Annotated in this window: 27 protein-coding genes; 22 read left to right on the forward strand and 5 right to left on the reverse strand. The window is 46.4% G+C overall.

Annotated elements, in window-relative coordinates; all coding sequences use genetic code 11:
- Positions 1 to 311 precede the first annotated feature (311 nt).
- Positions 312 to 896 (forward strand): hypothetical protein, encoded by a 585-nt coding sequence (locus MC24_RS09795; RefSeq protein ID WP_235280289.1) that lies wholly within the window; start codon positions 312 to 314, stop codon positions 894 to 896.
- On the opposite strand, the gene MC24_RS03310 is transcribed toward MC24_RS09795, so the two are convergent.
- Both MC24_RS03310 and xylA read right to left on the reverse strand, forming a co-directional pair.
- Positions 897 to 1,364, reverse strand: coding sequence for a DUF192 domain-containing protein (locus tag MC24_RS03310; RefSeq protein ID WP_443080236.1), 468 nt, complete (start codon positions 1,362 to 1,364; stop codon positions 897 to 899).
- Positions 1,365 to 1,372: 8 nt separating this feature from the next.
- A complete protein-coding gene (gene xylA / locus MC24_RS03315) occupies positions 1,373 to 2,707 on the reverse strand; it encodes a xylose isomerase (protein WP_038052482.1) in 1,335 nt (444 codons plus the stop codon).
- 95 nt (positions 2,708 to 2,802) lie between these two features.
- On the opposite strand from xylA, the gene MC24_RS03320 reads away from it, so the two are divergent.
- The 21 genes from MC24_RS03320 (at position 2,803) to MC24_RS03420 (ending at position 21,045) form a co-directional block, all read left to right on the forward strand.
- Positions 2,803 to 3,993 carry a M20 family metallo-hydrolase gene (locus MC24_RS03320; protein WP_038052484.1) on the forward strand — a complete coding sequence of 397 codons (1,191 nt, stop codon included), beginning with the start codon at positions 2,803 to 2,805 and terminating at the stop codon, positions 3,991 to 3,993.
- 5 nt (positions 3,994 to 3,998) lie between these two features.
- Positions 3,999 to 4,550, forward strand: a complete 552-nt coding sequence (locus MC24_RS03325; protein WP_011943658.1) for a sensor histidine kinase — start codon at positions 3,999 to 4,001, stop codon at positions 4,548 to 4,550.
- A complete protein-coding gene (locus MC24_RS03330; RefSeq protein WP_011943659.1) occupies positions 4,543 to 5,175 on the forward strand; it encodes a class I SAM-dependent methyltransferase in 633 nt (210 codons plus the stop codon). The genes MC24_RS03325 and MC24_RS03330 overlap by 8 nt, the downstream gene beginning before the upstream one ends.
- Positions 5,156 to 5,917, forward strand: coding sequence for an energy-coupling factor ABC transporter ATP-binding protein EcfA1 (gene ecfA1, locus MC24_RS03335; protein WP_011943660.1), 762 nt, complete (start codon positions 5,156 to 5,158; stop codon positions 5,915 to 5,917). Before MC24_RS03330 ends, ecfA1 begins: the two co-directional genes overlap by 20 nt.
- Positions 5,895 to 6,638, forward strand: coding sequence for a 5'/3'-nucleotidase SurE (gene surE, locus MC24_RS03340; protein WP_038052487.1), 744 nt, complete (start codon positions 5,895 to 5,897; stop codon positions 6,636 to 6,638). Before ecfA1 ends, surE begins: the two co-directional genes overlap by 23 nt.
- Positions 6,638 to 7,132 (forward strand): peptide deformylase, encoded by a 495-nt coding sequence (def, locus tag MC24_RS03345; protein ID WP_011943662.1) that lies wholly within the window; start codon positions 6,638 to 6,640, stop codon positions 7,130 to 7,132. The genes surE and def overlap by 1 nt, the downstream gene beginning before the upstream one ends.
- Before the next feature lie 13 nt (positions 7,133 to 7,145).
- Positions 7,146 to 8,117, forward strand: coding sequence for a M23 family metallopeptidase (locus MC24_RS03350; protein ID WP_038052490.1), 972 nt, complete (start codon positions 7,146 to 7,148; stop codon positions 8,115 to 8,117).
- A gap of 4 nt (positions 8,118 to 8,121) precedes the next feature.
- The gene (locus MC24_RS03355; RefSeq protein WP_038052493.1) at positions 8,122 to 8,448 is read left to right on the forward strand and encodes a hypothetical protein; all 327 of its coding nucleotides are present in this window, start codon (positions 8,122 to 8,124) and stop codon (positions 8,446 to 8,448) included.
- Between the two features lie 73 nt (positions 8,449 to 8,521).
- On the forward strand, positions 8,522 to 9,709 hold the full coding sequence (gene metK, locus MC24_RS03360) for a methionine adenosyltransferase (protein WP_012896358.1): 1,188 nt from the start codon (positions 8,522 to 8,524) through the stop codon (positions 9,707 to 9,709).
- 15 nt (positions 9,710 to 9,724) lie between these two features.
- Complete coding sequence (gene rpsT / locus MC24_RS03365; protein WP_038052496.1) at positions 9,725 to 10,015, forward strand: 30S ribosomal protein S20; 291 nt, start codon at positions 9,725 to 9,727, stop codon at positions 10,013 to 10,015.
- A gap of 69 nt (positions 10,016 to 10,084) precedes the next feature.
- On the forward strand, positions 10,085 to 10,747 hold the full coding sequence (locus MC24_RS03370; RefSeq protein ID WP_038052499.1) for a hypothetical protein: 663 nt from the start codon (positions 10,085 to 10,087) through the stop codon (positions 10,745 to 10,747).
- A gap of 60 nt (positions 10,748 to 10,807) precedes the next feature.
- A complete protein-coding gene (locus MC24_RS03375) occupies positions 10,808 to 11,527 on the forward strand; it encodes a response regulator transcription factor (RefSeq protein WP_038052502.1) in 720 nt (239 codons plus the stop codon).
- A 3-nt stretch (positions 11,528 to 11,530) separates the two neighbouring features.
- Positions 11,531 to 12,769: a sensor histidine kinase gene (locus tag MC24_RS03380; protein ID WP_038052504.1), complete on the forward strand. Its 1,239-nt coding sequence runs from the start codon at positions 11,531 to 11,533 to the stop codon at positions 12,767 to 12,769.
- A 4-nt stretch (positions 12,770 to 12,773) separates the two neighbouring features.
- On the forward strand, positions 12,774 to 14,078 hold the full coding sequence (locus tag MC24_RS03385) for a pyrimidine-nucleoside phosphorylase (RefSeq protein WP_038052506.1): 1,305 nt from the start codon (positions 12,774 to 12,776) through the stop codon (positions 14,076 to 14,078).
- Complete coding sequence (locus MC24_RS03390) at positions 14,075 to 15,736, forward strand: phosphodiester glycosidase family protein (RefSeq protein WP_038052508.1); 1,662 nt, start codon at positions 14,075 to 14,077, stop codon at positions 15,734 to 15,736. The genes MC24_RS03385 and MC24_RS03390 overlap by 4 nt, the downstream gene beginning before the upstream one ends.
- Positions 15,736 to 17,787 (forward strand): elongation factor G, encoded by a 2,052-nt coding sequence (fusA, locus tag MC24_RS03395; RefSeq protein ID WP_038052543.1) that lies wholly within the window; start codon positions 15,736 to 15,738, stop codon positions 17,785 to 17,787. Before MC24_RS03390 ends, fusA begins: the two co-directional genes overlap by 1 nt.
- A complete protein-coding gene (locus MC24_RS03400; RefSeq protein ID WP_235280290.1) occupies positions 17,747 to 19,057 on the forward strand; it encodes an alpha-amylase family glycosyl hydrolase in 1,311 nt (436 codons plus the stop codon). The genes fusA and MC24_RS03400 overlap by 41 nt, the downstream gene beginning before the upstream one ends.
- Positions 19,058 to 19,071: 14 nt before the next feature.
- Positions 19,072 to 19,353, forward strand: coding sequence for a DUF503 domain-containing protein (locus MC24_RS03405; RefSeq protein ID WP_004082152.1), 282 nt, complete (start codon positions 19,072 to 19,074; stop codon positions 19,351 to 19,353).
- On the forward strand, positions 19,354 to 19,950 hold the full coding sequence (gene yqeK, locus MC24_RS03410; protein WP_038052510.1) for a bis(5'-nucleosyl)-tetraphosphatase (symmetrical) YqeK: 597 nt from the start codon (positions 19,354 to 19,356) through the stop codon (positions 19,948 to 19,950).
- Positions 19,934 to 20,590: a hypothetical protein gene (locus MC24_RS03415; protein WP_011943672.1), complete on the forward strand. Its 657-nt coding sequence runs from the start codon at positions 19,934 to 19,936 to the stop codon at positions 20,588 to 20,590. Before yqeK ends, MC24_RS03415 begins: the two co-directional genes overlap by 17 nt.
- The gene (locus tag MC24_RS03420; protein ID WP_011943673.1) at positions 20,587 to 21,045 is read left to right on the forward strand and encodes a YaaR family protein; all 459 of its coding nucleotides are present in this window, start codon (positions 20,587 to 20,589) and stop codon (positions 21,043 to 21,045) included. Before MC24_RS03415 ends, MC24_RS03420 begins: the two co-directional genes overlap by 4 nt.
- Here the strand turns inward: MC24_RS03420 and nadC are convergent.
- From nadC to nadX, 3 genes are read right to left on the reverse strand one after another with little or no spacing between them, the layout of a single operon-like run.
- Positions 21,036 to 21,857: a carboxylating nicotinate-nucleotide diphosphorylase gene (gene nadC / locus MC24_RS03425; protein ID WP_038052512.1), complete on the reverse strand. Its 822-nt coding sequence runs from the start codon at positions 21,855 to 21,857 to the stop codon at positions 21,036 to 21,038. The two genes, MC24_RS03420 and nadC, sit on opposite strands and share 10 nt — an antisense overlap.
- Before the next feature lie 4 nt (positions 21,858 to 21,861).
- Positions 21,862 to 22,758 (reverse strand): quinolinate synthase NadA, encoded by an 897-nt coding sequence (gene nadA / locus MC24_RS03430; protein WP_038052513.1) that lies wholly within the window; start codon positions 22,756 to 22,758, stop codon positions 21,862 to 21,864.
- Between the two features lie 12 nt (positions 22,759 to 22,770).
- Positions 22,771 to 23,496: an aspartate dehydrogenase gene (gene nadX, locus MC24_RS03435; RefSeq protein ID WP_038052515.1), complete on the reverse strand. Its 726-nt coding sequence runs from the start codon at positions 23,494 to 23,496 to the stop codon at positions 22,771 to 22,773.
- Positions 23,497 to 23,717: the final 221 nt, after the last annotated feature.

The following is a 23,717-nucleotide window of genomic DNA, read 5'->3' on the forward strand; positions in this document are numbered from 1 at the left end:
TCCCTTTTGGTTTGTCACACTTGGTTTCGATATAGACACACTAAAGAAAGTGGTGAAGAGACTTTTCAAATGTGGTTCTCAATCCAAAGACAAATTCCTTGGCAAATCTTGGCTTACCATATTTGAAGCCAGATCTCTATTCTTTTTTCTACCACCAAGCACAGTGACTTTTTGTAGTCGGATGGCTTTCCTAAATTCTATTAAGAACAGCACACAAAAAACCGGTGGGGATTTTTTCATGTTCATTAGAACGCATGTTTTCAGAAACACTTTGATTTAATAACAGGAGGGATGATCACGGGAAAGAAAGTGTGTTTTCTGGCCTGTTTGATCTTCTCAGCAGTGCTGTTTTTTGCAATAGCGGTGGTATTATTGATGGAACTCAGGAAACTGACACGCTTTCAGAAACGGCGAGAGGACTTGTCGATCAGCTTCAAGCAGTGATAAGCAACACATCTTCGTTTGAAATACCAAATCCCGATGGTTCTCCAATCGAGTACAAGAACTGGGCAATGAGATTTCTGGAAGGCGCCTCTTCTATGATCTATATTCTAAGCGATTTTGAACAACTCGTGGAGGCAGAGGGCTGGCAGTATCTCTACTATGTATTTCAGGCAAGTTTCTCCACTCCTGCCCCCGTCACATCGATCGAAGTCGAGGGAACAACGGAATATACCACAAAGTTCATCCCATTTCTCCTTAACAACAAACCAGACTTTGTTAAGGATACCTATTTCCTTTCTCTGAAGTTCACAACGGAGGATGGAACGACAACGGCGGTTCAATGGCCGATGATATTGGTGAATGGAAAGTGCTACTTCTTCTCGTTAGAAATCGTACATACGAATGAAGGAACCGAAGTCAGACTGTACCCGAAACCACAGCCTATATTGTGATCATTTCTCTATTAAAACCCTGCTCCTCACACCGAATCCGTGCCTTTCGAAGAAGCCTTTCTTCACCTCGAGAGCGTATCTGAAAGGACCTGGCGCGTAGTAGATCTTGCAGGGTTCTTCTCTGCACGGCTCCATCTCCTGAATGGAGAATATGACACCGCTTCTATCTATGAAAGCGATCTCGAGGGGAACGTACGTGTTCTTCATCCAGAAACCCAAGCGAGTGTCTTCTTCAAAAACAAAGAGCATCCCGAAATCGTCCGGGATGCTCTTTCTGTACATCAAACCAATGGAACGCAGGGTGGGGGTGTTCGCTATCTCCACATCCAGTTTGAGTGATTTTTCTCCATCGGTAATCACTATCTTTCCTTTTGGGAACTTCACCCTGTCGCTCTGTCCAGATGCAACGACCACAACAACTGTCCCGATTGTAATCAGAATCGGCAGAAGAAACTTTTGAAATTTCAACCCCCACATCACCTCAGTTCCGCTATTGTCTTCACTATGTAACTGTTGAGCAGGCTTTCGAGGTACTCCTGCTTTCCGGATGGAAGCTCGATATCCTCTTTGTCTATTATATACTCTTCGAGTTTTTCGAAGTCGGCTTTTCCTTCTACTATCTCTTTTCCGATACCTTCTTTGAAGCTCCTGTACTTTTCTTCGATGAATCTGTCGAGTACTTCATCCTTTACGAGCTTGTACGCTATCTTGAAGCCGAGAGCGAAGGTGTCCATTCCCACGATGTGACCGATGAAGAGATCCTCCACCTTGTAGGAAGCCCTTCTCACTTTCGCATCGAAGTTGAGACCACCTTTTGTGAATCCTCCGGCTTTTATCACTTCGTACATGGCAAGTGTCGTGTCGTAGATGTTCGTCGGAAACTGGTCGGTGTCCCAGCCGAGCAAGAGATCTCCCTGGTTGGCGTCGATACTTCCGAATTTTCCGAGGATCCTTGCCATCCGCAGTTCGTGTTGGAAGGTGTGGCCGGCAAGCGTCGCATGGTTCGCTTCGATGTTGAACTTGAAGTACTCATCAAGGCCGTGGCTCTTCAGGAAAGCGTAAGCCGTTGCCACATCAAAGTCGTACTGATGCTTGGTGGGTTCTTTCGGTTTGGGTTCTATGAGGAACTGTCCAGTGAAGCCGATCTTCTTCGCGTATTCCACTGCCATTCTGAGAAATCTCGCGAGATTTTCGAGCTCAAATCCGAGATCTGTGTTGAGAAGTGTTTCGTATCCTTCTCTTCCGCCCCAGAAGACGTAGCCTTCTCCTCCGAGTTCTTTTGTGATCTCGAGGGCCTTCTTCACCTGAGCCGCTGCGTAGGCAAAGACATCCGCACTGCAGGTCGTCGCAGCGCCGTGCATGTACCTTGGATGGGAGAACAGATTTGCCGTTCCCCAGAGGAGCTTCACGTTGCTGTCCTTCATTCTTTCCTTTATTCTTTCCACCACTTTGTCCAGTATCTTGTTTGTCTCTCTGAGCGTCTTTCCTTCGGGAGCGATGTCTCTGTCGTGGAAACAGAAGTACTCGATGTTGAGCTTTTCGCAGAACTCAAAGAGAGCGTCCACCCTCGCGAAAGCTTTGTCCATGGGATCGGAGTACCTGTTCCATGGACGTTCAGCGGTTGGATCTCCGAACGGATCTCTTCCCTCGTTCACAAAGGTGTGCCAGAAAGCGACGGAGAACTTCAAGTGATCCTTGAGAGGTTTTCCATCGATCACCTCGTTCGGATCGTAGAACTTAAACGCCAGCGGATTCGTGCTCTCCTTACCTTCAAACTGAATCTTTGGGATTTCTGGGAAAAATTCAGCCATGTAAACACCTCCCTAAATTTTTTCTATCAATCAATTATATATGATTTTGGGGTATCATTTCAATAGGATATACTTGAATCTGGGAGGTGTCTTCAATGGAGCTCACAAAGAGAATGGAAGAACTCAGAGAAGACATGGTGGAATCCCTGAAGAAATTCATCACTATCAACTCGGTGAATCCCGCCTTTGGAGGCCCGGGAGAGAGAGAAAAGGCCGACTGGCTCGAAGAACTCCTCAGGGGTTTCGGTTTCGAAGTCGATCGCTACGACGTGAAAGACGATAAAGGTATGTGGCGATCGAACGTTGTGGCAAAGATTCCAGGGAAAAACAGAGAGAAAACGCTCTGGATCGTAACTCACATCGACACCGTACCACCGGGGGATCTTTCTTTGTGGGAAACGGATCCCTTCGTGCCTGTTGTGAAAGATGGAAAGGTGTACGGCAGAGGTGCCGAGGACAACGGGGGATCCATGATAGCCTCCATATACGCTGGGAAGGTCCTCATCGACCTTGGTATCGTTCCCGAATATAACTTCGGTCTAGCACTCGTCGCCGACGAGGAGGCGGGAAGCAGGTACGGGATCCAGTATCTAATAGAAAAGGGGTTGTTCAGATCAGAAGACATGTTCCTGGTTCCGGATGCAGGAAACGAAAAGGGGAACTTCATAGAGATCGCCGAGAAGAGCATTCTATGGTTCAAAGTGACGGTGAATGGAAAGCAAGGGCATGCTTCAAGGCCGAGGACAACGGAGAACGCACTCAGAAAAGGAGCACAGCTCATAACGGAGATAGATGAAACGCTTCACAGGAAATACCCCGATAGAGACGAACTCTTCGATGAACCACTCAGCACGTTCGAGCCCACTCGCACTGAAAAAACTGTGGACAACGTGAACACTGTTCCCGGCAGATTCGTCTTTTACTTCGACTGTAGAGTTCTGCCTCGCTACGATCTCGACGAAATACTATCCACCGTCGAGTCGATTCTCGATGGAAGAGGCGCTGAGCTGGAGGTTGTTGTAAAACAGCCTGCACCCGAGCCAACTCCGCCTGATTCAGAACTCGTGGCAAAACTTTCCAGTGCTTTGGGAAGTCTAAGAGGCCTGGAAGCGAAGGTGGGAGGAATAGGTGGGGGCACCTGCGCCGCGTTCTTCAGAAAGAAAGGTTGGCCCGCTGTCGTCTGGAGCACGATAGATGGGACTGCTCATCAACCCAACGAATACCGAAGGATCTCGCACATGGTAGAAGACGCAAAGGTGTTCGCATTGCTCGGAATTGAGAGGTGAATCGATTGCTCAGAACGATCGCTGATCACCTCGTGGATGTCGCCCAAAATTCCGTGAAGGCAGGAGCGAAAAACATAAAAATAGAAATTGAAGAGACCGATGAGTGGTTCTGTTTCATTGTGGAAGACGACGGACCTGGTATAGAGGATCCAGAAAGGGTGTTCGATCCCTTTTTCACCACAAGGGATCCCAGGCTGAGAAAAGTGGGACTCGGTCTTCCGTTTTTGAAACAGGCCACGGAACAGACAGGTGGATTCGTTAAATTGCACACAGAAAGAGGAAAGGGAACAAGGGTGGAAGCGCGATTCAACCTGAAGAGTGTGGATTGCCAGCCGGTTGGGGACGTAGCCGGTGCACTCGCGAGTCTCGTTCTTTCAGGCCCCGGTGTGAACTGGTACATCATCAGAAAGAAGAATGGAAACGGTTACGAGATAGATACCATCAAATTGAAGGAGAAAGGGCTCTGGGACCCAGAGAATCCTGGTTTTGCGGCTTTTCTTTTCGAAACTCTGGAAGACCTCGAGAAAGAGCTGAAAGGAGGTGAAAACAATGAGTGAAAAATTCGAACACTACTACACGGTGGAACCCACATCGAAGCTGAAGGTCAGAAATGCGAAACTCGTCCTGAAGAACGGTCATGAATACATCTTCAAAACACCTTCCGGCGTCTATTCTTACGGAAAGATAGACAAAGCCACACAGGTGCTCCTTGAAAACCTGAAAGTCCACGGAAAGAAAGTGCTCGATCTTGGGTGTGGATACGGTGTGGTAGGAATCGTTTTAAAAAAGGAATATCCAGATCTTGAAGTTTATATGAGCGACATAAACAAGCGCGCGGTGGAATTCGCCAAGATAAACGCGAAGGATCACAACGTTGAGGTCGACATAAGGTGGGGAAATCTTTATGAGCCATGGGAAGGTATGAAGTTCGATATGATCGTGTGCAATCCTCCAGTCGTTGCAGGAAAGAAAGTCTGGATGGAGATAGTGAGAAAGGCTCCCGAGTTTCTTGAAGAAGGTGGCAGCCTTCAGGTCGTCGCTTACCACAACAAAGGGGGCAGAAGGATCAGAGATTTCATGGAGGAGATTTTCGGGAACGTGGAGGAACTCTGCAAGACCGGTGGAATAAGAGTGTACAGATCCGTGAAGGGATTGAAAGAGGATGAAGATAACGCTGAATAACGTTTCTTTCAGATACAACGGAAACTACGTTTTGAAGGACGTGAACGCCGAGTTCGAAACGGGAAAGATCTACGTTGTGGTGGGGAGAAACGGCTCCGGGAAGACCACCCTTTTGAAGATCCTCGCGGGACTCCTGGAAGCTGAAGGAGAGATCCTGCTGGATGGTTCACCGGCGGATCTGTTCCTTTTGAGAAAGAATGTGGGTTACGTTTTCCAGAATCCGTCTTCGCAGATCATAGGTGCCACCGTGGAAGAGGATGTGGCCTTTTCGCTGGAAATATTGGGACTCGACGAGAGCGAAATGAGAAAAAGAATAAAGAAGGTCTTAGAACTGGTGGGACTCTCCGGTCTCGAAAAGGAAGACCCGCTGAACCTTTCAGGAGGTCAGAAACAGAGACTCGCGATTGCCTCGATGCTTGCTCGTGACACACATTTCCTCGCTTTAGATGAACCGGTTTCCATGCTGGATCCTCCTTCTCAGAGGGAAATATTTCAGGTGCTGGAGAGTCTCAAGAATGAAGGAAAGGGAATAATACTGGTAACACACGAACTGGAGTATCTGGATGATATAGACTTCATACTCCACATCTCGAATGGTACAATCGATTTCTGTGGAAGTTGGAAGGAATTCATGGAAAGGGAGTTCGACGATGTGGAAATTCCTTTTAAGTGGAAACTCTGGAAGAAATGTGGGAAGATAAATCTGTGGGAGGATCGATATGAGAATTCTGGTAACCAATGACGACGGGATACAGTCTAAGGGGATCATTATCCTCGCAGAGCTTCTTTCTGAGGAACACGATGTGTTCGTGGTGGCTCCCGATAAAGAGAGGAGCGCAACAGGTCACAGTATCACCATACATGTTCCGCTCTGGATAAAGAAGGTTTTCATCTCAGAGAGGGTGGTTGCGTACTCCACCACGGGAACACCCGCGGACTGTGTAAAGCTCGCTTACAACGTGATCATGGATAAAAAGGTCGATCTCATCGTGAGTGGTGTGAACAGGGGACCCAACATGGGTATGGATATTCTCTACTCTGGAACGGTCTCAGGTGCGATGGAAGGTGCCATGATGAACATTCCATCGATTGCCATATCGAGTGCGAACTACGAGAGTCCTGATTTCGAAGGGGCGGCGCGTTTTCTGATCGACTTTCTGAAAGAATTCGACCTCTCACTCCTCGATCCCTTCACCATGCTGAACATAAACGTTCCCGCTGGTGAGATAAAGGGATGGAAATTCACAAGACAGAGCAGAAGAAGGTGGAACGATTACTTCGAAGAGAGAGTCTCACCTTTTGGGGAGAAGTACTATTGGATGATGGGAGAGGTCATCGAAGACGACGATAGAGATGACGTTGACTACAAAGCTGTTAGAGAAGGGTACGTCTCCATCACTCCGATACATCCCTTCCTCACGAACGAACGGTGTCTGAAGAAGTTAAGGGAGGTGTACGATTGATGTACAGAATAAGAGTCTTTGGGGATCCTGTTTTGAGAAAGAGGGCAAAACCCGTCACGAAGTTCGACGACAACCTGGAAAAGACCATAGAGAGAATGATAGAGACAATGTATCACTACGACGGTGTGGGGCTTGCAGCGCCACAGGTTGGAATATCTCAGAGGTTCTTCGTCATGGACGTTGGAAATGGCCCGGTTGCCGTGATAAACCCTGAGATCCTTGAAATCGATCCCGAAACCGAAGTGGCAGAGGAAGGATGTCTCAGCTTTCCCGAGATCTTCGTCGAGATAGAAAGGAGCAAAAGAATAAAGGTCAGATACCAGAACACGAAGGGAGAATACGTGGAAGAGGTGCTGGAAGGTTACGCTGCAAGGGTTTTTCAGCACGAGTTCGATCATCTGAACGGAGTTTTGATCATCGATCGAATCAGTCCAGCGAAGCGCCTTTTGCTCAGAAAGAAACTCATGGATATAGCAAGAACCGTAAAGAGATGAGGAGGGAAGAGACGTGAAAAGGTGGTTGCTTTTGATTTCCTTGGTGGTGCTCTCCACTGTTGTGTTTTCGTTTTCCGCACCCGTTGATTCTCCAAGAGTTTCGGCCACCTTCGGTGAGTACAGAGGGAGTGGAAACAGAGGACCTCATTTTCACATGGGAATCGACTTTTCCACGGGATTGAAGGAAGGGGTTCCCATCTACGCTTCTGAAAGAGGTTGGCTTGTCAGGGTGGAAATAGACGAGGACGATATATATGGCTACACAGTGGTTCTGGAGCACGAGAATGGATACAGAACGCTTTACGCCCATCTGAGCAGGTTCTCGAAAAAGCTGGAAACGATAGCGAGTTCTTTGAAGCAGGAGTTTGGTAACGTGAGGATCGTTGTGAACTTTCCAGAGAGAGAAATCTGGTTCGAAAAGGGTGAAGTCGTTGGATACTCAGGAACCACCGGGGAGGCTCCAATTCCTCACGCACACTTCGAAATAAGAGACAGGAGCGAAGAAGTTTCCTACGATCCTTCGAGTTTTCTGAACCTTCCAAAACCGGTGGATGAGGATATTGTTCTGGAAAAAATAAAGATAGGAGACAGCGTGTACGATTTCGTCGCGGGAAGGACGTACCCGTTCAGTGGAAATTTCCCAGATCTCGCTATCAAAGCCTATTCAAAAGGGTTCAACAACACGTTGGGACTCAAAAGGATCACACTTCTTCTGGAAGGTGAAGAGATCTATCAGATCTCTTTTGATCAGATTCCCTGGTCCGAGTTCACGAACGTCTGGGGAGTGTACGATAGGAAGTCCGTTTCGGCTGCGTACAGATTCGAGCTCTGGTACAGGTTGTTTCCTGAAACGTTCTCCTCAATGATAAAGGTAAACAAATTACCTGAACTGGGAAAGGCTCCCGACTTTGCCAGATACACGGTCGTCCTTGAAGACATCTGGGGCATGAAAAAAGAATTTTCTTTCTATTTGCAGCGGAGGTGAAATCATGCTCTTTCTGTTTTTTGGAAAGAAAAAGAAAGACCTGAACAAAAACCCGTTTTACAAGGAAAAAGGATCCCTTGTAGTTTACATAAAATGCGACAGGTGTGGAGAAGTCTTCAGAAGTCATTTGAGAACGGGATACGATTTCATCGTGGATTATGATAACCCGGGTGTTCCTTACAAGATAGACAAGCTCTATGTGGGTTCGAAATGTCCCAACAGGATGCATCTTGTTGCAACCTTCACGTCTTCCTATAAACCTGTGGCTGTCTCTCTGGAGGGCGGAACTTTTATAACTCGAGAAGAATTCGAAGAAGCACAACAACAATGATGTAACCTTTTTTTAAAAAAGATTGTGATAAACTATCAAGGCTGTTATAAGATCAGCGAAAGGAGGATGGGAGATGAGAAGACTTTTCACCAGCGAAAGTGTAACAGAAGGGCATCCGGACAAAATCGCCGACCAGATTTCCGACGCCATACTCGACGCCATGCTCGAACAGGATCCAAGAAGCAGGGTCGCCGTTGAAACACTCGTAACGACAGGGCTTGTCATCATCGCGGGAGAGGTTACCACCAGAGCTTATGTTGAGATCCCAGACATAGCAAGAAAGACTATTCTGGAGATAGGATACACGAGGGCAAAGTACGGGTTCGACGGGGAAACCTGTGGAGTACTCACCAGCATCCACAGTCAGTCTCCCGACATAGCTATCGGTGTAGACAAGGCGCTCGAGGTCAAAACCGGAGAAGAAGTGGCCGACGAACTTGAGGCACTGGGAGCTGGTGACCAGGGAATCATGTTTGGTTACGCCACCAACGAGACCCCTGAGTACATGCCTCTTCCCATAACTCTTGCTCACAAACTTGCCTTAAGACTCGCTGAGGTTAGAAAGAACGGGACCCTTCCTTTCCTCAGACCGGACGGAAAGACGCAGGTGACCATAGAATACGAGGATGACAGACCTGTCCGTGTTGATACGGTTCTCATCTCAACCCAGCACGATCCGGATATCTCACAGGCGGATCTGAGAGAGGCGATAATAGAACACGTGATAAATCCCGTTATTCCAGAGCAATACAGAGATGAAAAAATGAAGATACTGGTGAATCCAACGGGAAGATTCGTCCTTGGAGGCCCCATGGCCGACACGGGACTCACGGGAAGAAAAATCATCGTTGACACTTACGGTGGATGGGTACCCCATGGTGGAGGTGCGTTCAGCGGAAAGGATCCCACAAAGGTTGACAGATCGGCTCACTATATGGCAAGATATGTAGCGAAGAACGTTGTGGCTGCGGGTCTTGCAGACAAGTTCCTCATACAGCTTTCTTACGCTATAGGTGTCGCGAAACCCGTTTCCATAATGATCGACACATATGGAACCGCGAAGGTAGATGAAGACAAGCTTCTCAAGGTGATCACCGAACTTTTCGATTTCAGACCGGGTGCGATCATAAAGAAACTGAATCTTTTGAGGCCTATTTACAGAAAGACAGCCGCTTACGGTCACTTTGGAAGGAACGAAGAGGAATTCACATGGGAGAAGCTTGACATGGTCGATGAGTTGAAGAGAGCTTTCAATATGTAAGGGAGGGATCAGGTAGTGCCGAATATCAAATCCGCAAAGAAAAGAGTCAGAGTTTCTGAAAAGAGAAGACTCAGAAACAAGGCTTACAAGACTTTCTTCAAGAACAGAATAAAAGAAGTTCTCAAGGCTATCGAGAACAAAGAACCAAAAGAAGTCGTTCTTGAACTCACCAGGAAAGCACAGGCTGCCATAGACAAGGCGGTTTCCAAGGGAGTCATTCACAAGAACCAGGGTGCGAGAAGAAAGGCGAGGCTTTTTGAAAAGGTTAACGAGTACCTGAAGACTCTCGAAACAAACCAGGAGTGAATTTCTTCCGTTCTTTTGGAATCTGGCCCCCTTGTGGGGCATTTCTGGTTTTAAAGGGAGGGATTGCACATGGAGGGGTTGATGGGGGATTTTTTCAGGCTGATTATTGAAAACTGGTATTTTTCTCTACCTGCTGCTCTGTTTCTCATGTTCGCCGCCAGGTACGTAGAACACATAGCTTTTGCGGTGATCGGTTTTGTCATCGGTATCAACTTCGTGTTTCCTCTTCTTTCGAATATCGAATTTCTCAAATCCTATCTTGCAAACGAGAACGTGAAGGTTATCACACTGGTGGCAACAGGTGTTTTAACTGCAGTTGTGCTCTACGTCCTGTACAGATACATAGTGTTTCTCGCTGCTCTCGTCACCGTAACTTTCGTTGCTTACTACGTTATAAACTTTCTGGTGAGTTCTTTCAATCTTCAGGGTGTTCAGTACATGAACTGGATAACGCTCGGACTTTCCGTTTTCATCGGGCTTTTAGCCGGACTGACTGCTTACCGCAAGGAAAAGGAATTCGCAAGAATCCTCTCAGTTGTGGTAGGAGCAGCGATTTTTTCGGTGCTGGTTTTGTTTTATCTTTCCGGCCTCTTTGGGGTGGAGTTCAAACCCGAGTCTCTCTTTGCTAACAAAACAATGGTCTTCTTCTACGTGTCTCTGTTTCTGCTTTTTCTGTTTCTTTCCGCGTGGTTCACTTTCAGGAAGAAGTCTTATCAAAAAACAAGTTCATAAATGTTAAAATAGTATAGAAACCAGATCTGAAAGGAGGTGTACCCCTTCGGGGGGTCGAAGATGGCGAAAAAGAAGATTCTGGTGGTTGACGACGACCCGGCGATTCTCGAGCTGGTAGGATACAACCTTTCCAAGGAAGGATACGAGGTGATCAAGGCTTACGACGGCGAAGAAGCGCTTAAACTTGCCAACGACGAAGATGTGGACATGTTCATAGTGGATATCATGCTTCCTGGAATCGATGGTTTCGAGCTGGTCAGGAAGATCAGGGCCATAGAAAAATACAAGAACACTCCCGTGATCTTCCTGAGTGCGAAGGGAGAGGAGTTCGACAAGGTGCTTGGACTGGAGCTCGGTGCGGACGACTACATCACCAAACCGTTCAGTGTGAGAGAGCTCCTTGCGAGGGTGAAGGCTATATTCAGAAGACTTTCCGCCGCAACTCAGAGCAAGGAAGAAAGGCCTAAGAAGATCATAGCCAGGGATCTTGAAATCGATGTGGAAAAGTACGAAGTGAAAGTGAGGGGGAAAAAGGTGAACCTCACTCCTCTCGAATTCGAATTGCTCAGGTTCCTCGCGGAGAACGAAGGAAAGGTTTTCAGCAGGGATGTGCTTCTGGACAAGCTCTGGGGATACGATTACTATGGAGACACAAGAACGGTGGACGTTCACATAAGAAGGCTGAGAACGAAGATAGAAGAAGATCCTTCGAATCCGAAATACATAATCACTGTGAGAGGAAAGGGATACAAATTCAGAGATCCCGGAAAGGAAGACTGATCCATGAGTGTATTCCTGCTCGTCACAGTAGCCGCTCTATTCGTTCTGCTCTTTCTGGTGTTCAGGAAACGCCTCTCTGAGTACAAAATTCTCATCGAAAAGCTGTCAGACATGCTGGGGGAAAAGGATGTTCCCCCGCTTTATCTTTTCGAGAGACTGAAAAAATACGTGGACAATCTGAAAGAAACAATTTCCCGTGTTGAAGTGAGTAGAGACAACTTTCTTACGATTTTGAATAGTCTCAGTGAACCCATATTCATTCTGGATCGAGAGGGAAAGATCACGTTTTTGAACGAAATTGCTCGTGAACTCGTACAGGACAGGATCAACCCCGAGGGAAGGCCATATTATGAAATTTTTGAAGACTACTACATAAGCGAAATGGTGGAAGAGACCATTAAGAGTGAAGAGCCACAGGAAGGAACTCTTGTTACCTACGTTGGTAACGAGAAGAAATATTTCCACGTGAAGGTAATACCTGTCGAACTGAAAAGTGGTGATAAGATCTTTGTCATTCTCTTCCACGATGTTACTAAAGAAAGAAAGCTCGATGAGATGAGAAGGGAATTCATAGCAACAGTTTCACACGAACTTAGAACCCCTCTCACTTCCATCCACGGTTATGCGGAGACGCTCCTTGAAGATGATCTGGAGAACAAAGAGCTGGTTAAGAGATTTCTGAAAATCATAGAAGAAGAATCTGCCCGTATGACACGTCTCATCAACGATCTTCTCGATCTCGAGAAAATGGAAGAAAGTGAAGTCAATTTTGAAATGAAAGATGTGGATCTGTGTGAAGTGATGGAATACGTTTACAAAATCATCCAGCCTATAGCCGAAGAAAATGAAGTGGACCTCGTTGTTGAGTGTGAGGATGTTGTGGTCAGGGGAAACAAAGAAAGGCTGATCCAGATGCTCCTGAATCTCGTGGACAACGCTGTCAAGTACACATCTTTGAAGGAAAAGGGAGAGAAAAAGGTCTGGGTGAGGGCCTACGATACACCGGACTGGGTGGTCTTGGAGGTAGAAGACACGGGACCTGGAATACCCAAAGAAGCCCAGAGTAGAATCTTTGAAAAGTTCTACAGGGTGGATAAAGCGCGTTCCAGAAAGATGGGTGGAACAGGCTTGGGTCTCACGATAGTGAAAACGATCGTCGACAAACACGGAGGAAGGATAGAGGTTGAGAGTGAAATCAACCAGGGAACAGTAATGAGAGTGCTCCTACCGAAAAGAAGGTGAAAGAGTGAGAGCTTACGATGTGATACTCAAGAAGAGAAACGGGGAAAAACTTTCGAGAGAAGAGATAGAGTTCATGGTTGGTGGATATGTAAAAGGAGAGATTCCGGACTACCAGATGGCCGCTTTTTTGATGGCTGTTTATTTTCGCCACCTCGACGAAGAGGAAACTTACTATTTCACGGAGACGATGATGAGATCAGGAGAGGTGCTCGATCTGTCGGAAATACCGGGACCGAAGGTAGACAAACACTCGACTGGGGGAGTTGGTGACAAAACAACCCTGGTCGTGGCGCCTCTTGTGGCTTCCGCTGGGGTACCTGTTGCCAAGATGTCTGGAAGGGCCCTGGGTCACACAGGAGGAACCATCGACAAACTGGAGTCGATCCCTGGATTTCGAACAGAACTTTCTCTCGAAGAATTCATTGATAACGTTAAAAAGTATGGAATAGCGATCGTGGGTCAAACAGGGAATCTTGTTCCCGCCGACAAAAAGATATACGCACTTCGTGACGCGACAGCAACCGTCGACGAAATTTCTCTGATCGCCTCCAGTATCATGAGTAAAAAACTCGCCGGTGGGAGCGATGCTTTTGTTCTGGACGTGAAGTTCGGAACAGGCGCCTTCATGAAAGGGTTCGAAGACGCAAGAAAACTTGCCCTTCTCATGCTTAAAATAGCCCAGCAACATGGGAAGAAAGCGGCTGCCGTCCTCTCAAATATGGATCAACCCCTGGGAAGCGCTGTTGGAAATTCTTTGGAAGTGATAGAGGCGATAGAAACCTTGAAAGGAAACGGTCCCGAGGATTTGAAGGATCTGTCGATTACTCTGGGCGCTCTCATGCTGGAACTCGCTGGAGTAGCAGATTTTGACGATGGAAAGAAGATCTTGCAGACAAAACTCGAGACCGGAGAAGCCTTGGAAAAGTTTCGAATCCTCGTTAAAGCTCAGGGTGGAGACGAAAGAGTGGTGGACGACCCGTGGAAAGTGCTCCCGGTTGCAGAACAGGTGGTGGAATTCTCTGCAGAGAGAGAAGGCTATGTTTCAAAGATAGACGCGGAGAAAGTAGGTATCGCATCGATGGTGCTCGGAGCAGGAAGGAAGAAGAAAGAAGATCGAATCGATCACAGAGTTGGAATCATCGTTGAAAAGAAGATAGGCGACTCTGTGAAAAAGGGAGAGACGATAGCGAAACTCTTCGTGTCAGACAGAAGTGATGTTGAGAATGCTTTGAGGCTTCTGAAAGAAGCGTATGTGATCTCTGATTCTCCTTCAAAGCCACCCAGAGTCGTCGAAGAGGTGATCAAATGAAGCAAATAGTTCTGGTTCTTTTGATCTTCGCAGGTGTCGCTTTCGGTTCCTACCTGATCAGTGGTGGGAAGGCTTTTCCGTTGAGAACTGTCTTCAATGAAGGGATTTATTATGTGTGCGCTGAGGACCTCGCACCCGCCGGTGTTGGTTACATACATTCGAACGGTTACCACTACATCGTCTATGACAATCACGTACTCTTCATAAAAGAGCATGAGACGATTTTTGATTTTGTGGAAAAACTCTCCCCTCCGTTCTTCGTGAATGGTCTTCTTTTCGTACCCATCGATGCCTTAAAAAAGGTGATGGAGGGTTATCAGGTGTACACGAAAGGCGAAAAGGTTCTGATCTACGATTCCCTTCCGATCGTGCTTTCGGCGACGAAGGAAAAAAATGGAGTTACGATAACATACACGGGAACGATCGTGCCGGATATGGTGAGTGTAGAAAAAAGCATGGGAAGAGTCAGGATAAATCTATCTCCCGTTGTGTTGAGTCTTCCAAATGTTTCTGAAGGCGTAAAGGTTGAACTTGAGAAAAATGGTCTTTCGTTCGTTGTAGATGCGGGAAATTTTTATCCAGATGTTGAATACTCCATCGAAGGTGGAAAATTGTTTTTCCGGTTTCTCCTCGTCGAAGGTTTCTTTGGAAGACTGGAGGTTGCAGATGGAGTTGTCTTTGAAAGGAAAATCGAAGATTTCGGCGAAGGTGAGAAGACAGTTGTCAACTATCTCATAATGGACCCAGAGAAGGTAACGATAAAACCGGTTGTGTCGGGAAACGGTTTTGGGACCATCGAGCGACTCGATGAAATGGTGAAAAGAGTGGAAGGCATCGCCGGAATAAACGGCAACTATTTCGACCCGGTCACAAAATTTCCCATCGGTCTTGTTGTGATAGATGGGAAGCCGTATTCTGCCATGTTCGGTGGAAGGCCAGTTTTTGCTATCACCGAGGACAACAGAGTGTTCATCGGAAGAATAATAGTGGATGTCACACTCATGATGAGGGATGTCCTCTTTCTCGTGAAGGGAATAAACACCCTCGGAGAAGGTGAAGTCCTCGTTTACACGAGAGAGTTCTCCAAGGAAATACCAGAAAAAGACGACAGAATCTATTTTGTGGTGAAGGACAGTAAAGTATCACAGATCGGATACAAAAGCCGTGCTGAAGATTCTGAGTATGTCGTTTCTATCAGCAAGAAATACGAGAAATACCTCTCCGATCTCAAAGAAGGAGATGGAGCGTATCTTTCTCTTCAGCCCAACATTCCGCTGCGTATAAAGCAGGCTGTTGAAGGAGGACCTCTTCTCATTCAAAACGGTGCTCCGATTCCAGATGCTTGGGAAGAGAAGGCAAGGTATGGTGGGGGAATAGCGTACGCGAAGGCTCCAAGGACGGTTATTGCCACAAAAGATGGAAAGCTTTGGTTTATCGTCTTCGAAGGTTATAATCATATAACGAGGGGATTGACTTACGATGAACTCGTGGACTTTCTCATCTCCAGGGGATTCGAAGACGCCATGTGTGTGGACGGGGGAAGCTCTTCCGTAATGGCAGTGGCTGGCAGTCTTTTTGGCAGGACGGAGAACAGCACGGCCGCGATACCTGTGGGAATCGTAGTCTGGGAGAAAAAGAAGACGGAGGTGGGTGAGTGATGGGAGGACTTCAGAATGTGCGTTCGGTTGCTTTGATAGGGCACAACGGATCAGGTAAATCGCTTCTTCTCGCACAGCTTCTTTACAGATCAGGTTTGCTTGACAGGGCAGACACAAAGTACGTGGATTACGATCCTGTTGAGGAGGAGAAAGGGGCCAGTTTCTCCTCACACGTGGCGTCTCTTGAATGGAAAGGTAAAAAGTTGTATTTGATAGATACCCCTGGATTCTCAGACTTCATATCGGAAGTTATAAACGGAATTTTCGTTTCTGAGAACATCATCTCCGTGGTGAACGCCGTTGCCGGTGTAGAGATACAGACCGAAAGGACATGGAACATAGCAGACGAGATGAAAAAACCCATCATGGTTTTCGTCAACCAGATGGATAAAGAGAGGGCCAATTTCGAGAATGTGATAGCCGAACTGAAAGAGAGGTTCTCCAGGAAGATCGTCCCGGTAGTTGTTCCAATCGGTGCGGCCGAGAATTTTGAGGGTGTCGTGGATCTTCTGAAGAAAAAGGCCTACAGGTACAATGGAGATAAAGTTCAGGAAGAGGACATGCCGGAGAACTTCAACGATGTGAGATCAGAGATACTCGAAGATATCGTGGAACAGGATGAAGAGCTGATGATGAGATACCTCGATGGTGAAGAGATCGGATACGATGAACTCATGCGGGTACTCAGAGAAGGTTACAAAAAAGGAGAAATCGTGCCTGTGCTTTCTGGATCCGCGTTGAAAGGAATAGGATTGGATGTTCTCCTTGATTATCTGGGAGACATAGGTTCTTCACCCGAGGAAGCACCTTCGTACAAGGCACTCCTGGAAGATGGAACGGAGATAGAAATGAAATTCTCCGAAGAAGAGCCGTTCTGCGCTTACATTTTCAAATCCGTGGTTGACCAGTTTGTTGGAAGGATCACCTTTGCTAAGGTTATCGCAGGAGTTCTCAAAGCCGGTGATACCGTTGTGAACGTTCAAAAGGATGTCTCGGAAAAATTAGGACACATTTATACCCCGATTCTCAAGCAACAGAAGGAAGTGGAATCTGTTGGCCCCGGCGAGATCGTCGTTCTTCTGAAACTCAAGGAAGGTGCCGTTGGAGAAACACTTGCGCACAGAGACAGAAGAGTGAGGGTGGTACCTCCTGCCTTTCCAGAACCCATGTTCTCCAGGTCTGTTCATCCAAAGACGAAGTCCGATATCGACAAGATCAGCAATGGACTTTCAAGACTTTCAGATTCCGACCCAACGTTCGTGTGGGAGTACGATCCCGAAACAGGAGAAACCGTCGTTTCTGGTCTTGGTGCGATGCACCTTGATGTCATGATAGAGAGATTGAAGAAGATCTTCGGTGTCGATGTGGAGGTTGGAAAACCGAAGATCGCCTACAGAGAGACGATAACAACAACCGCCGTTGCTGAGCATAAGCACAAGAAACAAACGGGTGGACACGGTCAGTACGGTCATGTGAAGATACAGCTGGAGCCTCTTCCGAGGGGACAAGGATACGAATTCGTTGACAGGATAGTTGGAGGAGTGATCCCGAGGAATTTCATACCATCCGTTGATAAAGGTATCAGAGAGGCCATGAAGAAAGGAGTTCTGGCAGGATATCCTGTAACAGATGTCAGAGTCATACTCTTTGACGGTTCTTACCACGAAGTGGATTCCTCGGACATTTCGTTTCAGATAGCTGCCATTCAGGCCTTCAAAAAAGGAATGGAAGCGGCAAGACCCGTCATTCTGGAACCAATAATGGAGGTTGATGTCTTCGTCCCGGAAGAGAACGCGGGAGACGTGATGGGAGAAATCTCCAGTAGAAGAGGAAGGCCCCTTGGAATGGAACCATCTGGAAAAGGCATGGTGAAGGTGAAAGCAGAGGTTCCACTCGCCGAGATGCTTGACTTCTCCAGCAAACTTTCTTCCATCACGAGCGGTCGAGGATACTTCACGATGAGGTTCCAGAGGTACGAAATAGTGCCTCCAAACATACAAGAGAAGATCATTGAAGAGAGAAGAAGAGAGATGCAGGAACAGGAGAAGTGAGATGAACTTCAAAAGACTGATAATATACGAAGCCTTTGCACGTGCTTATCCAGGAGAAAAAGGAAAGAAGTTCGATTCCCTCATGAAAGATCTTGAAAGACTCAAAGGAATGGGCATCAACACAGTGTGGTTGATGCCCATTCATCCTACTGGAGTGGTGGAAAGAAAAGGTACTCTGGGATCCCCTTACGCCATACGCGATTACTACGAGATAGATCCACTCATAGGAACGAAAGATGGCTTCAAAAGGTTCGTGAAGAGAGCTCACGAATTGAACATGTACGTTTTGATGGACATGGTCCTGAACCACGCGGCAGCTGACAACGTCTTAGTCAAAGAACACCCTGAGTGGTTTCTCAGGGATGAAAATGGAAATCCCACAAGGAAAGTGCCAGACTGGACGGATATAGTCGATTTCGACTATTCGAATGGAGAACTGAGGAAGTACATGATCAACATGATGAAGTACTGGGTTGAAGAGTTTGACATCGATGGATTCAGGTGCGATGTGGCAGGGCTTGTTCCACTGGACTTCTGGCTGCAGGTAAGGAAAGAACTCGACCCCCTGAAGAGACTCATATGGCTTTCTGAAACACACGATCCCTACATGTACCAGGCTTTCGATATCACCTACGACTACGATGGCTACTACAAGTTCAGGGATTTCATTGAGGGAAAAGGTAGCTTGAGGGAGTACGTGGATTTCTTGAGGATGCAGGATCACATGTATCCCAGAGGTTACATAAAGATGAGATTTCTGGAGAATCACGACCAACCGAGGATCGCGAAATTCATCGAAGAAGATTCGTTGATCCAATGGATAGCGTTTCTTTTCACCTTCAAAGGGGTTCCTCTCGTTCACAACGGACAGGAGTACGGTCTCAAGGAGGACGTGGACATATTCAACGAATACACGTTACCGTTTCCTATGGAAGAGAACAGGATCTCAATTCTTCACAGAAAACTTGCCCATTACAGATACGGAACTGGTGTTTTCACCGAAGGAGAGATGCTTTTTGTGAAAAACGATCAACCAGAGAAGGTGATATCTTATCTCTGGAGATACGAAAACAGATACATTCTCTGTGTATTGAATCCTCTTCTTGAAAGCACAAAGGTAACTCTGGATTTCTCGGGTATTTGGGAGAGTGCGTGTATCCATTCGAAGAACGTGTTCAACGATGAGATTGTTCGAGTTCCCGTGAAAAATTCCCGCGCGACTGTTGAGGTAGGGAAAGAACCTCTGATACTCTCTTTCGTGCTCTACTGAGAGCGGGTGGTAGAATGAGTGTAGGTGTTGTGAGTCTGAGAGTGAGACTCTTCGGTGTGAGATCTTTGAAAGAAAAAAGAGGAATCCTGAAGAGACTGATGAACGATTTGAGGAAAAAGTACAACATCTCCATCTCTGAAGTGGGAGCGCACGATTCGAAAAGTTTCTTTGAGATAGGAATCGCCATGGTGAACACTGACAGAGCCGTTATTGAGAGAGTCTTCGATTCGATCATCGATTATCTGGATCTTTATCCGGGAATGGAAGTGGAAGAGATCGAAAGAGAGGTGTGGTGAATGGTCGTGATAACGAACGAGCTTGAAAGCATCATGGAAAGGCTTCTTTCGAGAAAAAGGATCAATCACGTGCGATCGGTGGTGGAATTTTCAAGAAAACTGGGAGAAATGTACGGTGCGGACTTAAATAAAATAGAACTGGCGGCTCTCTCCCACGATCTCTTCAGAGACGTGCCACCAAGGAAGCTTTTGAAAATGGCCCGGGCTTATGGTCTGAAGATTTCAGAGCTGGAAAGGACACACCCCGTTCTTCTGCATGGAAAAGTGGCAGCGGAATTCTTGAAAAGGCGTTTCAATGTAGAAGACGAAGAAGTTCTCAACGCGGTAGCCTATCACACCTCAGGACACGTGAGTTTCGGAACCGTGGGGCAGATTCTGTTCATAGCCGATTCCCTGGAGTTCACACGTGACTTTCCAGGGGTGAATGAACTTCGAAGGATCGCTTTCAGGAACCTGGAGGAAGGATTCTTTCAGGTTTTGAAAAACAAGATTTTTTATGCGGTTGGGAAGAACTATCTGTTGATCCCGGAGACTGTCGAACTGTGGAACAGCATTCTTATGAAAAGAGGAGGGCTAATCGATGAAGAAGTCGAGTAAGATCGTACTGGCAGTTGTGCTGATCGCTGTTGCTCTCGCCGCTGTTTTGTTCCTTTACTACAGATCGTTTCTCACCTCTCCAGATTACAAAGCAGCGGAGGTTCACTATCTTTTCAGAGTGGGAGACAATAGCTACTTTGTGAGAATAGACGATTCGAAGAGGATGGTCTTCGTCGTTTCTTTCCCAAGTGAATCTTTTGACCCAGAAAGAAGAGAGGCGATCATCTCTGAAAGGCCTCTGAGCGATCTCGAGAAGATGGAGACCCTCTTGGATATAAAGGCCGAAAGAGCCTTCTACTCCGTTATGTCCGAGGAGGAATTTCTAAAACTCTGCCAGGATCTTCTTGGAAAGCAGTGTGAGAGTTTTCCGGACTTCGTTAAAGAGTTCTCTAAAAGAAAGCTGAAGTTCTTCGACTTCATTTTCGTTGGAAGCTGGTTGAAGAAATTCGGTTTCAACAACCTGAACAGGTTCTCTCTCTACAAGTTCTTTGAGAAGATCTCGAACTACGCCATCGACGTTTTCGAAGCACCAACGGTGACGGAAAAGCCCATTGTGATAGAAGTTCAGGGCAAGAAGTACGAGAGACTGTATCTGGACTCGGAGAAACTCAAAGCCATCTCCGAGGAGATGAAAAGGTGAGGATAGACCCCCTCGGTGGAGAGTCCTTGAAGAATCAGGAAGTGAAGGGGAAAAAATCTGGAAAGGCTTCTAAAGTTGGTGAATCGAAAAAAAAGGAGTTTTTCGATATCCTGGAAGACGTGAAAGAAGATCACTTCGAAAAACTCCTTGAAGAAGCCGTGGAAGAAGTGGTCGATTCAGGAAACGAGCTCGTACGTTCTCCCACTCCTTCCAACTTGAAAAGATACAAGAACGCTATAAAGGAGTTCCTGAAACTCATAGAAAAGAAAATCTACAAACTTGCTGGGAGTTTCGATATGAACAGCGGCCGCGCAAGGCTTCACGTGGTGGTCGAAGAGGTGAACGAAAAACTGGTGGATCTCACGGAGAAGATCATGAAAAACGAATGGCAGACAATAAATCTGGCTGCCAAAATAGAAGAGATAAACGGACTGATCCTCAACCTCTACCGCTGAATCTCGAGTGAGAGATCCACGAACACCTCCTGAAATGTCAGCCTGCTCGTGGAGATCACATCTACAGTTTCGAAGTCATAGAGAGAAACATTTTCTTCTGTGATGCCACCTGACACTTCCACGATCGCGTGGGGATTGATCTCTTTTATTCTCCTGGATATCTCTTTCACTTCTTCGGGGGAGAGATTGTCCAGCATGACGATATCCGCTCCAGCTTCAACCGCTTTCAGTGCATCTTCCAGGTTCTCCACTTCGACTTCTATTTTTGTGGTGAAGGGTATTATCTTTCTGACCTCTTGAACAGCCCGTTCGATACAACCGTATATCTTCAGGTGGTTGTCTTTTATCATCGCACACCCGCTCAGGTCGAACCTGTGAGGATCTCCTCCACCGTGTACCACAGCGATCTTTTGAAGAATTCCCAGACCAAGCAGTGTCTTCCTTGTCGCTGCTATTTTTGCGTGTTTGAGTTTTTCGGTGAATCTTCTGGTTGTTGTGGCCACAGAAAACATTACAGAGAGAACGTTGAGGAGAGTTCTCTCCACGACCAAAAGCCTGTAGGCGTTGCCTTCTATTTCTCCTATCACCCCGGTTTTTTCCAGGCGCTCTCCATCCTTCACATGAAACTTTGAAAACAGTCCCACTTTCTCCAGGAACATTTGAGAAATTTCTATGCCAGAAGCCACCACGTTTTCTGTTTTCAAAAGAAGATAAGCGCTGGCAGTTGTGTTTCGAAGCGGAAATGAAGCAAAATCGATTTTCCCCTCGTCTTCTTTGACAAAATTCATCAAAAGGTCGAGGATTTTCTCCATCGTATCACCCCATGAGTTCGAACATTTGAAGGATCGGTTTTTTCGCCTTTTCAATCACTTCTTCCGGGAGAGTCACCTCGAACAATTCGGTTTGCAAAGCATGGAGAGCGTTTTCCAGTGTGTTTTTCTTCATGTTTACACACACTGCCATCTCGAGCGGTACGAATTCTCTGTCAGGAAATTTTTTCTTCAGTTTGTGGATCATCCCTATCTCTGTTCCAACCACAAAGATCCTGGAAGGGTCTTTCTCCGGGATCTTTTCCATCTGGCCTGTGCTTCCCACGTAATCGGCTTTGTCTCTCACTGTTTTCGGACACTCTGGATGAACTACTATTTTGGCATCCGGATATTTTTTCCTTGCAACATCGACGGATTCAACGTTGAACTGATGAACTGGGCAATGACCGTTTTCAGGTATCGTGATGATCTTCTTTCCTGTTTTTTCTGAGACATACTCTCCAAGGTTTCTATCTGGACCAAAGATGACCACATTGGAATCCAGCTTTTTTACAACTTCCACGGCGTTGGCAGACGTACAGATAACGTCGGCGAGCGTTTTACATTCGGACGTACTGTTTACGTAGAGAACCACCGGCGCATCTGGAAATTTTTCTCTGTACTCTCTGATGGTCTCCGGTGTTAGACGATTTGCCATGGGACAGGTTGCGCTTCTGTCAGGAACGATCACTTTTTTGTCAGGATTCAGTATTTTGACCAGTTCCGCCATGAAATCGACCCCAAGAAACAGAATTTTCTTTTCTGAGAGCTCCATTGCCTTCCTTGCAAGCTGGAGAGAATCACCGACAAAATCGGCTATGTCCTGGAGCTCTGGAATTTGATAGTTGTGTGCGAGGATGATGTAGCCTTTTTTCCTCTTCAACTTGAGAATTTCATCCACCATGCTTTTTCCTCCTCATCCGAATACGATTTTTGATTCAAGGTTTTTCAGGGTTCTAAGAATCGAATAGACTGTTAGCATACTTGTTTTTGGATTCTCTGGAGATGGTATGTTCTCTATTTTGAACTCGTAGTTTCCAATGGTAGAGGAGATTCTTACGATGTGAACGTTGTGATTCGTGGCTGGATCTGCCATTATTGTTACCTTTACCTTTTCAAATCCCACCACAAGGCCGATGGTTGACGCTACGTTGATGTTTCTTGGGAAAAGCCTTGAAGCTTCCTCGACGTTTCCTTCGAACACGACTGTTTTGCCTTTCAAATCCAGGTCGAGACTCTTTGGAGGTTTTATCGTTTCTATGTGGACGTTTTCGACAAAGTCTTTGATGGAAGAAAGAACATCGAGACCACCAATGGCACCGGATGGGAAGAAGACCCTGGCTGGTGAATTTTTTAACTCGTTGAAGAACTTCTCTCTGAAGACTTTGTCTGCAAAAGCACTGGTGCTAATTACGATGTAGTTCACAGGATTCTTCAGAATCTGAAGTGAGTATTCTTTCACAGCTTCTGGAGAAGCGCATTCAACAATCGCGTCAACGTTTGAAGGAATCTGGAATTCATCTAAACGAATAACTCCCGGGATGTCTTTTGGGACTCTGTCGTAAACATAAACATTCTCGAAATTTCCCAGTTCCACGAGTTTTTTCCCGATGTTTCCCATTCCGATGATCAGAGCCGTCATGCTCAACACCCCCAGAAATAAGTTTACACCTGCTGTAAACAAAAGACAAGTCGTTTTGATCAAAAGTCGTTGTAATATTAGTGTAAAAAATATTAATACATAAAAATATTGTTTTATTCATACAAACCAAGATAGTTCCAATCGTTCACAAAGTGGGTGTTGTATGTATTTAGCATCAGAAGGTCGATACAGAGTATGCAATTACCGGTAACGAAAAAATT

Source organism: Thermotoga sp. Mc24 (assembly GCF_000784835.1).
Taxonomy (GTDB): Bacteria; Thermotogota; Thermotogae; order Thermotogales; family Thermotogaceae; genus Thermotoga.